Source organism: Sporolactobacillus sp. Y61, from assembly GCF_040529185.1.
GTDB lineage: Bacteria > Bacillota > Bacilli > Bacillales > Sporolactobacillaceae > Sporolactobacillus.
The window spans coordinates 856,025-869,467 of the sequence record NZ_CP159510.1 but is presented as its reverse complement, the minus strand read 5'-3'; the positions used below and the strand labels follow the sequence as shown (position 1 = coordinate 869,467).

Genomic DNA, 13,443 nt, shown 5'->3' with positions numbered 1-13,443 from the left:
CGTCTCTGAATTTTGACCTTACGACGGCAGATTCGCCCTCTGTTTCGGGAAAAAATAATTTCAGAAGGCCTTATCATCCCTTTTGACATCGCAATGAGCGCTAATGGCAAAAAAAGGGATGTCCACCATCAGGCAGACATCCCTTACCCCCCTATATTCTTCTCTCTGTGTAACAGACTCCGGCATCGCAAAAAGAGAATGATCTGCCACTGGCTTCATCTAGATTTGTCTGCCTTTTACTGCCTTTTACCAGCCAATCTTTCCTGTATCTGACGGCATTTCTACAGAACCGTTCTCCACGGCCGTGAACGCATCGTCCAACACCTGTAGAGCCTGATTCAACTGTTCTCTGCTGATTACTAAAGGTGGCTGAAATCTTAATATATTTCCAGCAAGCGTGATGATGACCACTCCATGATCAAAGGCATAGTAGATGACTTTTGTCGCAGCATCATTGTCCGGTTCTTTAGTCTCCGGATCCTTAACCAGTTCGATGCCCCCATTCAGTCCCCACATGCGAATATCGCCAATCATTGGATGCCTGGTTTGCATTTCTTTAAATCTTTGTTTGACGTACTCGCCATCTTCAGCAGATTTTTCAACCAGATGTTCATCTTTAATGACATCCAGGGTTGCTAATGCAGCTGCTGCACAAACCGGGTTGCCGGAAGTGGTAAATAGATGAGCCGGAGCATCCAGACTCTCCATAACCTCCTTTTTGCCAACAATAGCACTCAGGGGAAGCCCGGAAGCCAGTGATTTACCCACCGACATTAAGTCGGGTTCAATGTCTTTGTACTGCTGAATGCCCCACATTTTTCCTGTTCTCCCGAGTCCCTGATTCACTTCATCGACAGCAAACAGGATTCCGTGATCATGACAGAATTTATAAACGAGCTGCATATATTCTTCGGGAGCTTTAACGATTCCGCCATCGCCCTGAACAGGTTCAATCAGGACACAGGCCGTTTCATCGGCCGGGAGAAATGACTCAAAGGGACGTTTAAAGCCATCAAAATACCGCATCGCCACATCATGTTCACTTTCGCCTGGATAACGGCGGTAAAGATCCGGATAGGGAACGTGAACCACACCCGGCAGCATCGGCCCCATTTTTCTGGTCATATTTAAACTGGTTCCTGATAATGTTTGCGAACCATAGGTCGAGCCATGATATGACCCCATATAGGACACGATATACTGTCGACCCGTGTATGCACGGGCAAATTTGATAATGGCGTCATTTGCATCGGAACCTGAATTACCAAAGCTGACCATTTTTGCCGAATTGCCGGGGGCAACCTCAGCTAATCTCTTCGATAACTCGATCTCAGGAACATGATGAAAATAGGCCGGCGTGTAGTGGATCAACTTTTTTGCCTGATCTGTGATTGCCCTGACCACTTTTTCGTGAGTGTGGCCAACGTTAACGGCCGACGCACTGGCTAAGAGATCAATATACTTATTGCCGCTGACATCCACTAATGTGGCTCCGTGGGCATGATCAATAACCAAATTATAGTAATTGATTCGCGCGGAACGGGCATAATATTTGTTTTCCTCATCAATTAATTCAGATGCTTTTTCCAGATTACTCAGCAAATGCATTAAATCACCGATTCTTAATAGTCTTTAATCAGTTTTCGTTCCTGTTCCTTTTGCCTGTCGGTTGTTGCCGTTGAATGGTTCATTCCATAAGCAAAATAAATAATCATTCCTAAAACGAACCAGAGAAGTGCGTAAGTTTTCGCTTGTACATCAAGTCCCCAGAATACGGCCAGAGATCCTAAAAATCCAAGAGCCGGAAGAACCGGATAGAATGGCATCCGAAAACCGGGTACAGGAATATCCTTACCTTCACGGGGACGAAGCGCATAGACACCAACCGAAACGAACATAAATGCGATCAACGTACCGGCAGAAATCAGTTGAGCCAGGAAGGTGAATGGGAAGAACGCGCCCAGCAGGATACCGACAATGGTCAATACAACGAGTGTTCGGTTTGGTAAATTATGACTTAACTTTCCAAGCCATTTTGGCAGTAACCCGTCACGGCCAAAGGAGTAAATTAATCGTGAACCGGCAAGCATCATGCCAATTAAGGCCGTAAACATACCCACAACGGCAACGGCCTGAACAACCGCAGCAACAATTTCATGGCCACTTTGACGGAGTGCCCAGCCAACGGGTTCAGCGTTGTTGGCATAGTCTGTATAGCGGAACATGCCGACAAGAACTAAAGCAACGGCAACGAAGAGGACGACGGCAATAGCGAGCGAGCCTAAAATCCCCCGCGGCATCGTCTTTTGCGGATTCTTTGCTTCTGCCGAGTTTGCCGCAATCGAGTCAAAGCCGATGTATGCCAGGAAGATGACGGAAACCCCGGCATAAATTCCCTGCCATCCACCGAATGCAGAGCCATCAGGGTTGACATGATAATCTGGAATAAAGGGTACATAGTTCTCCAGATGAATAGCCGTTGCACCCACAGCAACGAAAACCAGGATGGCGATAACTTTCAAAACAACCAGTGTGTTTTCAACACGGGCGGTCTGCGATGCACCCATTGAAAGCAGGGCAGCAACGAGGAGAATAGCAATGATGGCGATCAAATCCATGAAGCCGCCGTTCGTACCCGTTGAGGCAGCGGAAAGACCGGTTGGTAACTTAATTCCTAATGGCGATATCAGGCCCTGGAAGTTCGCCGATAATCCGGAGGCAACGAACGCCACGGCAATAAAATATTCAGCGAGCAGCGCCCAACCTGCGATCCAGCCCCAGAATTCACCAAAAACAATGTTAATCCATGAGTATGCTGAACCTGCAAACGGCATCGCTGCAGCCATTTCGGCGTAGGCAAAAGCAACCATCCCGGCAACGATTGCTGCAGCTAAGAAAGATAACGCAACGGCCGGGCCGGCATGTTCGGCAGCAGCAATTCCCGGTAAGGTAAAAATAGATGTGGAAACAATGGTACCCACACCCAGAGCCAGGAAGTCTTTTGTTGTCAGACTTCGAATAAGGTGAGAGTCCTTGTCCTGATAGACGCGCGGATCCTCTTTACGAAACATTTTTTCTCTAATACTGCTCATTCATTTCACTCCAACTAATTAAACGTTTTATGATTCAAAACAAATTTTCACTCCATAATCAGGGTGAAAACCCTGTTTTTACTGGTAAGACAAATTTGATGAGGTCACCAGCCATACCCCTTATTCTCATATCCCTCTTTTTATCTCTGAATATTTTGTCTTTTTAACTGCAGTCCTGTAAATAGCCGTACAATTGCTTCATCCAGTCTAGTCTGTCTCTGTATCAATCAGTCGGACTGCCATTTTTTCTATTCTGTGCTATCCTTTATTCTTTCTCTCTTTAGTAGATTTCATACCGTTACTGTACTTCAAGGTGCAGATCATTCTGTTTAACCCAGCCAGCCACTTTGATCGCATGATACAGAAGGATCGTGATAACTGCCGGAATGAGGATACCTGCAACGATAAAGACCATTAATCCTCTGACGCCCTGAGTGGCAAGGATATTCAGCGGAGCGATCAGTGAACTGAGTCCCAGTCCGCCAAGTTCATAAGGTACCTTGAAGTTGAGCATCATGGTGGCGATAGGTGCGCTGACAACAGCAGCGACAAAAGGTGGAATGATCAGTTTCGGATTTTTAACAAGATTCGGGAATTGAACTTTTGGTGTGACAAGTGCCTGAGCGAAAAATCCGCCGAAATCATTTTCCCTGAATGACATCACCGTGAAGCCGACAAATTGTACTGTGCAGCCGATCAGTGCGGCGGCAGCGGAAGTAGAGTCAAGTTGCAGGGCAATCGCAAGGGCTGCTGATGAAGCCGGGGACATCAGGAAGATGCTCCATACAAGTGAAATAACCATTGAAGCAATCAGTGGTGAGCCCTGGACAGAATTGGTGATCTGTCCGCTGACCCAATTCAGTGACGGGGTGACAACCGCGGCGAGGCCGACACCACAGATGCCGCCGACCAGCATGGAGAAGAAGGGAATGGCCATGATATCAAATTTCGTTTTGCCTGTTACTTTTTTACCAACATAAACAGCGATTGCAGCTGCCATCACCCCACTGACCGGCTGACCAGTCGTAATGACAAACTGCTGTGGTGCCGTTGATACCAGGTGGATGGCATTGGATCCAACTGCCGCACAGGCCATCGCTGAGAAAAGAGTCAGTGTATTGCTCTTCAGCGCATAAGCAACACCGGCGCCAAGTGCCGGGGCGAGCAGCACTTTCGCTGCACCGCCAATCGTTTCAAACGGGGCAAATCCTGAGAACTTCGCCATCGTTTCAAACAGGAGACCCACACCAAGTGTAACCAGGATGGCGTAGGCGATCCCACCGGATACGGCGTACATTCGATCCATAAAATAGTCTTTAAAACTCATTTTCCTCGCAGGCTCTTTCTTTTTTGATCCCGCTGTCCTTTCTGCTGGTTCTGATTTCGTTTGTTTAGCATCCTTCATCCTTTTTCTCTCCCTGATATTTTCTATTTTTTTGAATATTCAATCTTAGGGATTGCCTTTCAAAAAATAAGTCAACCAAACTCTTTCTCTTTCCGGAAATGAGTGAATAAAAAAACCCATCCGCTCGTTTCTGGATAGGCGCCTGTTTTGCGATTGCCTGAGCGCCCGTTCTTTGGAGATGCTAAGCTGGACTCAAACAATGCCATTTCAATTGAATGGTTTGTGTTTCAGTCCTTATGTGCGCAAGCGCAAAATAATTCGAATCAAGCCTTTCACTCGTATGCTGTTCATGGCCGGACCCATATTCTCACTTCCTTAAAAAATTTGTTTTTTGTGGTTGACAATGATACTAACAGAGTTTGTTCAGGTTGTAAATAGCTAAATTCATCTTTTTCATAAAATTTTCTGTGAAATGCAAATTGCTGTATTCTGTCCGGAAAATGGCTTCAGGTCGCGCTGAATGGCTTTCGCTTTTGTAAGATTATCTGTCATATCCGTTCAGCCCGGCACGTCCGTGCAGCGAATCTGTATCCTGTGTACAGGCAAAGGTCTGATCGCCGTACGAATAGTGCCACCATTCTGTCGGATTTGGCGTAAATTCCGCATTCTTTATCACCTTCCTGTGAAAAAGGCGATGATCCCTTACCTGCCGCTCCTTTTTCGAAAGTTCCATTTTCGTCTCAAAATCGTCCGAATGGGCACGCTGCGTCAAATCGTCGCATGCCGTGCCCATTTCAACCCGCCCACCGCTGCGCTTTGAGCGATCCTCCAGCATCACTCAGAACAAGAAATAACGGCTCAGGCAGCCGATCAGCTATATCAATCAGTTTTTGCCACAGTTTTTCTGAAAAACAGGTTCCGAAGCGTTCCGGGCAGGTGCTGAAGAAAACAAGAAGGGAAAACGTTGATTTCAGGAGCGGGACATGCCATTGATCCATGCGGTTAGCCTGCAGCGCCAGACAGGTCTCTTTATCTTTTTCTGATCATTCACCCGTATCTCAAACTGTTCCCTGAATAACAGGCTGGACCAATCGGTTGCATTCAGGCACGGGCTGCCATAATCTGTTCGTAAGCTTCCTTGACAGCCTCAATCTTTTTATTCGCCTTCCGGACCGTTTCTTCTGAAGCCCCGCGGCTGATCAGCAGGTCCGGATGATTCTTCTTGATGAGGTGCCGATAACTTTTTCTGATGACCTCATTTGAATCGTCTGCACTGCAGCCAAGCAGTCTGTAGCAGGAAGCCAGATCCGGCCCGCTTTCCCGCAACCCTGCCCTGTCAAAAAACTCCGCTTTAATCTGTTCATAAACCCCATCAAGGCCAAAAACACCTGCCACGCTGCGGATCATAGTCTCTTCTTCTGAAGTGAACCGGCCATCTGCAGCAGCAACTGCAACAAGTGCGGTCAATGTATCCGTCAGAATATCCCGCCGCCCGGCGACAGACCGGTACAGCTGCTCTGCGACATCCTCAACTCGTCCGGATGAATACCGGGATTCATTAAATATTTTCATGATCCGGCGAAGTTCCTGATGATTCGGCCGGAAAGCTCCACGGACAATCCGGTCAACCTGGGCAATTTCATCCTCGGTGACCACGCCGTCACTTTTAGCTGCTCTGGCAAACAGGGTAGTGATCAGTCCGATCTGCCGGCTGATTCCATCTTCCCGGATTCGGTAAAACCGTCCGTCTTCGCCATAGATAAATGATCGGCCGCAGTCCGGACAGGTCCATTTTCCAGGGATGTCATCAATAATCACATCACTTCCGCAATACGGGCACGTACCGGATACACCTCTTCGCCAGCGCATGTCCGACCTGTTCCCTCTGCCCGGGAAAACCCTTCTCTTCTTTGCCGCCGGAATGATCAGCACAATGACAGGCGCGATCCATTCAAAAAGGAAGCCGAGGATAAACCATATGATGATGTTCCTGCCTTTGGCTGAAGCGATCACGGCTGCAATCACCGCAGATATCAATCTCGTGATGAATTCCATCAATCCAAACCCCTTCTCTGATGCCATGTCCCGAATCTGTATACAAACAATATATCAGAATTTTCGGCGCGGCATGCACAAAATTGCCGCATACCTGTCCGGAAATACGGATTTAAAGGGTGGTGAGCCTCTTTATTTCTTTAACCGGGTGATCTTCCGGCTCGTGTAGAAAGCGTCCAGTCGTGATAAGATAACGTTAGTAACGAAAAAAGGGAGTTGGGTCTGGTGAAGGAAGAGATCATTAAACGCTTTACTTCGTATGTGAAAGTAAATACACAGTCAAACGACGATCAACCGGGCTGTCCGTCGACACCCGGCCAGCTTGTTCTCGCCCGCAGGCTGGTGGATGAGCTTCATGAAATTGGCATGGCTGACGTCACTATGGATAAAAATGGTTATGTCATGGCCACTCTGCCGGCAAACTCCGATAAAAAAGTGCCGACGATTGGATTCATGTCCCATGTGGACACGGCAACTGACTTTACCGGGGAAGGTGTCCAACCTCAGATCGTCGAAGACTACGACGGAACGGATATTGTTTTAAACAAAGATAAAGGAGTCGTGCTGAGTCCGAAAACATTCCCTGAGCTGAAGAAATATGTCGGACATATGCTGATTACAACCGACGGGACTACTCTGCTCGGTGCCGATGACAAATCAGGGATATCCGAAATTATGACCGCTATGGACTACCTGCTGCACCATCCGGAAATCAAACACGGTAAGGTACGTGTCGCCTTCACGCCCGACGAAGAGATCGGACGCGGCCCGCATAAATTCGATGTCGCTGCATTCGGTGCTAAGCTGGCCTATACCGTCGACGGAGGCGCGCTCGGCGGCCTGGAATATGAAAATTTCAACGCAGCCGAGGCCAGACTGACGTTCAACGGCAGCAATGTCCATCCGGGTTCAGCCAAGGGCAAGATGGTGAACTCAATAAAGATAGCGATTGCGTTCCAGAACCAGATTCCGGAGGATGAAGCACCGGAAAAGACAGAAGGCTATGAAGGATTTTACCACCTGCTTTCATTTACCGGTGATGTGGAACAGTCGAAACTGATCTATATTATCCGTGATTTTGACAAGAAAAAATTTGCCGCAAAAAAGGCCTTTATTCAGGAAACAGTCAGGAAAATACAGAAGAAATATGGCGACTCTGTGGTTAATCTCCAGCTTAAAGATCAATATTACAACATGAAGGAAAAAGTTGAGGAACATAAGGAAGTCTTCGACGTCGCTTATCAGGCATTAAAGAATCTCGACATCGAGCCCCAGGTGCTGCCGATCCGCGGCGGTACAGACGGGGCCCAGATCTCCTACATGGGGCTTCCCACGCCGAACCTGTTTACCGGCGGAGAAAATTTCCATGGCAAATATGAATACATCTCTGTTGATAATATGGTTAAAGCCACTCAGACCATCATCGAAATCATCCGCCTGTTTGCCGAAAAAGCAAAATAATCGAGGATTGAAAAACTCCCGGGGACGAGATCAGCGGCCCGGGAGTCTTTCTTTACAACGAGAAGATATAACCGTTCAGCAAACAAGCAGTTTTTTTTCAGGCATTTCTCCCGCGTCTCTTTAATGTTTGCTTCACCGAGCGGATGTCACGCACATTATAGCGGGCCATGATGTAGTAGCAAAGCGCAGAGGGAATCAATGGCAGCTGAAGCAGCGTCATTGTTAAAATATAGTCACCAGGCGAATGGAGGTAAATGGACAACACCGCGAGAAGGGCACCCATTCCAAGATTACCTGCTGTTCTGCCGAGACTGTTCGCCAGGTTGGCGATGCTGAAAACTGCACCACGATGTTCCGGCAGGTTGACATCTGTGATCAGTGCCAGCCAGTTCGGCGTATTAGCCGACTGTGCGGCAGACGCAAGAAAAGAAATCAGAAACAGTAGCAGGATCCACGGATTGAATAACAGCTGACCAATCAGGCTGACAAACAGCTGCAGCGAATTGGTTGTATCCGGCAGTGATAATTGATCGATCGGATAAATAAATAATAGAATATACAAAGGCATGGTCAAAAGAACAAGTGCAGCGGTAAGTAAGGCCCGTGCCTTATAACTCCTGCGCTGAAGCACGTCGCCAAGATAGCCGAAAAAGGAGGAGAGGGTCCCGCCGATCTGAAAAATTCCGAACAGGAACGCAGCGACAATCATGGCTGTCTTGTGCCCGTATCCGATTTCTTCAATTTTCGATATATAGAGAGTCGGCAGCCAGATCAGACTTCCGGTGGCAATATTCATAAAAAAACCCTGGAGAAAAAGCAGGAGATTGCTCCTTTTGCCGAGCATCGTCATCACCTGGCCCAGACTAATCCGATAAGCATAGTTCTGCCCGCCTTTCATCATCGCCTGCAGCTCAGGTTCTGTACTTCCAAATTTTGGTTCATCAACAAAAAAATATAACACAACCAGCAGCATGCCGATCAGCGCGAGGATCTCAAAGGGGAGGCGCCAGCTCGACATAGTCGAAATAATCGAAGCAATCAGGGCACCGGCAATCCCGCCGAAGCCCTGTGACATCCCCCACAGACTGAGGACTGTCCCGCGCGACCGGTAGGGTACGTAATCCGTCAGCGCACTGAAACCGATGGACGCCACGCAGCCCAGGCCGATACCGGTAATAATCTGGTAGATCAGCAGCTGAATAAACGAACCGCTGAACGCCGTCAGAAAGACACCGACTACCCAGATCAGTGTGCCAACAATAATCAATCTTTTTCGATGGTATTTTCCGGAAAGATAGCCCCAGAAAAGTGAGGAAAAGGATGTGGCAAGAATATTCACTGCCGAAATGACTCCCATTGATGAGATCGCCACATTCAGATCCGGGAAATGTTTGAAAAAAGCGGAGGAAACAAACCAATCACGATATTGTCAAACGCCGCGAGGCTGACATATACCGATATCGCATAAATATTTCTTACTCTCTGCATTGACATCAAAAGCGTCTCCTTACCGTTAAATCGCATGAAATACTGCTGTTTATCACAATATGTTAAGCTTTGACTATTAAAGATTTACAAATACATCACGAAAAAAATTGTTTCTTGTCCCAGTTTATCATACAATGTATTCTAGACAGAAAAGACTGCTTGTCCAGCGTGCCAGTCCAAATGTTAGAGAAAGGATATCTTCGATGATCAAAAACATACTCATCATTTCTTCTAATTACACCGGTCATGGCCACAAGAGCATTACCGAAGCCCTGAGCGAGAAATTTGACATTGTACCGGATGTAAACATTCACGTTGTCGACGGCTTTTCACTGGGCGGCAATACGCTGCTCAAGGTTGGCAAAATGTACGGTCCGATTACCAGAACATCGGAACAGCTGTGGAAGGTAATATGGGATTATACATCCGTCAAATCATCCTTCGTTAATCATCTGATTGAACTTAAGATAAAAACGAGATTTCTGGAACTTCTGGACAAGGTCAGGCCGGATCTGATCCTGACGGTCCATCCGAACTTTAACGGCTCGGTCCTGAATATCCTTGAGAAAAACCATATTCATATCCCTTTTGTTACGCTGATTGCCGACCTTGTCAGTATTACGTCGTTCTGGGCGGATCCGCGGGCAGATTATATCATCAGTCCGACAGAAGAAGCCAAAGCCAAATGTATTGAATTCGGCGTCCCAGCGGATAAGATTAAAGTGTTCGGCTTTCCGGTCCGCTCACGCTTCTACAACCCCGCCCGCGTCACCGGAAATGACCAGTACGCGCCGAATAAACCGCTGAATGCACTGATTATGAGTGGCGGCGAAGGGGTCGGTAATATGGGCCGGATGGCAAAAACACTTATCAAAGCCTTCGGATTCAACATTACCATCGTGGCCGGGCGTAATGAAAAATTACAGGCACACCTGAAAAAGTCGCTTGGCAAGAAATATGGTGACAAGGTGAAAATTTACGGCTTTACGCAGAATATCCAGGATTTGATCGCCGCCTCGGATATCGCTTTTATCCGCAGCAGCCCGAACGTGATGATGGAGGCGGTTTCATGCAATACGCCGATCGTCATCACCGGTGCACTCCCCGGACAGGAAGCCGGAAATCCAAGATTTGCGGAAAAGTATCACCTGGCTATCACCTGTCATTCAACGCGCGACCTTGTTCCGACAATCAATGAATTGCTCGAAAACAATGTCGCCATGCTTCGGCAGATCAAAAAGTCACAGCGGGAATACGTAGATCCACAGAGTCCGGAAAATATTGTAAATTTCATTTTGAATATCCCGGACGATGAATTACAGCCGGCCGGTGTGTCTCATGACCATGACGTCACACCGTCATCCGTGAATAAAATCAAATATGAATCCTGAAACAGGTCAGACAGACCAGAGTAAAGAGCAGATTGCGCCCTCTTTGAGGTAGCTTTCTGCTCTTTTTTATTTGCTATTATAAGACTGTACAAACTTTTGCAAAAGACTGAACGGTGAAACGTATAAGGTATATTAAACTCGGAATCTGCCACACCCGGTCTTCTGTCTAAATGCCGAACCCTTGAGAACAGAGCCGGCATTTATTAGATCCGTGGCAAACGGAACCAGTGGCTCCTTACAACAAAGAGGACGCCTGCTTCAAAATAAACAGGTGTCCTCTTATTTTTTGTGATAAATGATCATTTCAGAAAACAAGCCGCAAGTCATGGCTTCCGCACACGCTCTTTGTTCATTTGCTTACTCCGGAGCTGCCCGCAGGCCGCGTCGATATCCGTCCCGAATTCCTTACGCACGACGGCATTAATCCCGCGCCTTTTCAGCGTTTCATAAAAAGCGGAAACCGCCTGTTTACTGCTGCGCTGATACGCCGGATGTTCCTCTACAGGATTATAAGGAATCAGGTTGACATAGGCAAGATGGCGCTTATTTTCCAGCAGTTTCGCCAGCTGGAGCGCCTCCTCCTTATGATCATTAACATCTTTCAGCATAATATATTCGAAGGTAATCCGGCGATTGGTTTTCTTCAGATAATAGTCAACCGCATCCATCAGTTTTTCGATTGGCCAGGCCCGGTTGATTTTCATGATCCGACTGCGCAGTTCATTATTTGGTGCATGCAGTGAGATGGCGAGATTGATCTGCCAGTCAATATCAGCGAAGGTGTAGATTTTCGGTACGATCCCGCTGGTCGACACCGTAATGTGCCGTGCACCGATTGACAGCCCTTTTGAATGATTAATAATCCGCAGAAAACTGATCACGTGATCAAAATTATCAAAAGGCTCACCAATACCCATGACAACCACGTGTCCGACACGTTCACCTTTTCCCTGCTCCTGCTGATCCAGATGTTTTTGTATCGCAAGCACCTGTTCTACCATTTCACCACTTGTCAGATCACGGTTCTTCCGGAGCAGTCCGCTCGCACAGAAACTGCATCCGATATTGCAGCCGACCTGCGACGTCACGCAGACCGACAGGCCATACTCATGCGGCATCAGAACCGTTTCAATCAGATTACCGTCCTTAAGCCGGAACAGATATTTTATCGTTCCGTCCTTTGCTTTCTGAGCCGTCTCGAGTTTCAGTGTCCCCATGACAAAAGAGTTTTCCAGTAGATGAATACCCTTTTTCGACAGATTTGTCATCTGACTGAACCGGTCGACGCGTTTTACATAGAGCCAGTCCCAAATCTGCGCTGAACGAAACTTTTTTTCACCGTGATCAAGCAAAAAGTCTTCCAGCTGATTGAATGTTAATCCATAAATGGATGTTTTATCCATGTTTTTACCTCTTTCATTTTGTTACATCCGGTCTCTATGATGGGGACCGCCTGACACCTGTTAATGAGCGTTATTTCGTCTGAAGGGAAGCTTTTTCGGCGGACGCTTGTATGAGACACCAAGGACATCAATCAGAAAGACAAAAATCGGCAGACCGACGATCAGACCCCAGATACCGAAAAAATGCTCCGAAAAAATTAATATGACGAACGTAAAGAAAACCGGCAGCTCCGTCTTTGCCGACATCAGCTTCGGATTCAGGACATAAGCTTCGATGGCGTGTACCGCCAGGATGGTCAATACCATATAAATTACATCACGGATGCCGCCTATCGTATAGCCGATGATGCAGAGTGGAATCAGTGAGATCACGACGCCGGCAACGGGGATCAGACTGAGAACAAATACCATAATAATCAGGCTGAATAACTGCGGAAAGTGAAGCAGAGCCAGAATCGCAGAAGTAATAGCTGTGTTGACCAGTGCAATAATAAACTGTGCCTCAAGTACTTTCCCGAAGGTTTCGACAAACCGGCTGCCGAAGAACGCCAGTTCATTATATAAGAAACTGATTTTACTCTTTTTAAAGCCCTTTGTAAACTGAATTACGCGTTCCTTTTCCAGAGAAAAGAACAAACTGAGCAGCAGAGCAAGAAACAGATCAATGGCAAAGGTACTGAAAGAAGTGAATGATGTAATAATAAATTTCACACCTGATCTCAGGTATTCGTCAACATTATTTCTTTGCAGCTGATCGACAATCGCATTGATCAGAACAGACCCGCGAAAATCCCGGATCGTTGTAACAATGGAATGATAAAGCTGCACCGTCTGTTCGGCAATGATCGGCAGATAGACCGTCACGGCAGCATAAATACCGACAACAATCAGTGAATAGAGAATGATGACAACAAGACGCCTCGGAATCTTCAGTTTCCGATGGACAAAGGTTTCCAGACGATCGATAAGGAAAGAAAAAATAAATGTCAGAAGGAGGAGATCCATCAGGCTTCTGACCAGATATAAGATGAAAATCAGTAAGGCAAAGATCAGTACCCGTCTCACGGATTGTCGTTTCAGATAGTCGATAATTCTATTCATGAGTTGCCGTTTCCCCATTCCGTTTATTCACCTGCCGTGCTCCGATCAGGTGCAGGTATCCTTTATAAGTGTAATGTTTTTAAAACGGCAATGCAAAGGAATTTTTT

General features: G+C 47.0%; 11 protein-coding genes. 2 read left to right on the top strand and 9 right to left on the bottom strand.

The window, feature by feature from the left end:
- Positions 1–246: 246 nt before the first annotated feature.
- The 6 genes from ABNN70_RS04335 to ABNN70_RS04310 all read right to left on the bottom strand — a co-directional run bounded on the left by ABNN70_RS04335 (position 247) and on the right by ABNN70_RS04310 (position 6,492).
- Positions 247–1,590 (bottom strand): aspartate aminotransferase family protein, encoded by a 1,344-nt coding sequence (locus tag ABNN70_RS04335; protein WP_353949375.1) that lies wholly within the window; start codon positions 1,588–1,590, stop codon positions 247–249.
- 32 nt (positions 1,591–1,622) lie between these two features.
- Positions 1,623–3,092: an amino acid permease gene (locus tag ABNN70_RS04330; RefSeq protein WP_129928513.1), complete on the bottom strand. Its 1,470-nt coding sequence runs from the start codon at positions 3,090–3,092 to the stop codon at positions 1,623–1,625.
- A gap of 298 nt (positions 3,093–3,390) precedes the next feature.
- A complete protein-coding gene (locus tag ABNN70_RS04325) occupies positions 3,391–4,419 on the bottom strand; it encodes a PTS sugar transporter subunit IIC (RefSeq protein WP_240697242.1) in 1,029 nt (342 codons plus the stop codon).
- 559 nt (positions 4,420–4,978) lie between these two features.
- Positions 4,979–5,230 carry a M15 family metallopeptidase gene (locus ABNN70_RS04320; RefSeq protein WP_129928515.1) on the bottom strand — a complete coding sequence of 84 codons (252 nt, stop codon included), beginning with the start codon at positions 5,228–5,230 and terminating at the stop codon, positions 4,979–4,981.
- Position 5,231: 1 nt separating this feature from the next.
- A complete protein-coding gene (locus ABNN70_RS04315) occupies positions 5,232–5,435 on the bottom strand; it encodes a hypothetical protein (RefSeq protein WP_353948840.1) in 204 nt (67 codons plus the stop codon).
- 103 nt (positions 5,436–5,538) lie between these two features.
- On the bottom strand, positions 5,539–6,492 hold the full coding sequence (locus tag ABNN70_RS04310) for a TerB family tellurite resistance protein (RefSeq protein ID WP_240697237.1): 954 nt from the start codon (positions 6,490–6,492) through the stop codon (positions 5,539–5,541).
- 225 nt (positions 6,493–6,717) lie between these two features.
- On the opposite strand from ABNN70_RS04310, the gene pepT reads away from it, so the two are divergent.
- Positions 6,718–7,953 carry a peptidase T gene (pepT, locus tag ABNN70_RS04305; protein ID WP_129928518.1) on the top strand — a complete coding sequence of 412 codons (1,236 nt, stop codon included), beginning with the start codon at positions 6,718–6,720 and terminating at the stop codon, positions 7,951–7,953.
- A 97-nt stretch (positions 7,954–8,050) separates the two neighbouring features.
- Here pepT and ABNN70_RS04300 read toward each other — a convergent pair whose 3' ends face one another.
- A complete protein-coding gene (locus ABNN70_RS04300; protein WP_353948839.1) occupies positions 8,051–9,310 on the bottom strand; it encodes an MFS transporter in 1,260 nt (419 codons plus the stop codon).
- Positions 9,311–9,644: 334 nt separating this feature from the next.
- Between ABNN70_RS04300 and ABNN70_RS04295 the strand changes: the two genes are divergently transcribed.
- On the top strand, positions 9,645–10,832 hold the full coding sequence (locus ABNN70_RS04295) for a glycosyltransferase (RefSeq protein ID WP_353948838.1): 1,188 nt from the start codon (positions 9,645–9,647) through the stop codon (positions 10,830–10,832).
- Positions 10,833–11,155: 323 nt separating this feature from the next.
- Here ABNN70_RS04295 and rlmN read toward each other — a convergent pair whose 3' ends face one another.
- Positions 11,156–12,235, bottom strand: a complete 1,080-nt coding sequence (gene rlmN, locus ABNN70_RS04290) for a 23S rRNA (adenine(2503)-C(2))-methyltransferase RlmN (RefSeq protein ID WP_129928521.1) — start codon at positions 12,233–12,235, stop codon at positions 11,156–11,158.
- Positions 12,236–12,295: 60 nt separating this feature from the next.
- Entirely contained in the window at positions 12,296–13,354 is a 1,059-nt protein-coding gene (locus ABNN70_RS04285) for an AI-2E family transporter (RefSeq protein WP_240697238.1), read from the bottom strand.
- Positions 13,355–13,443: the final 89 nt, after the last annotated feature.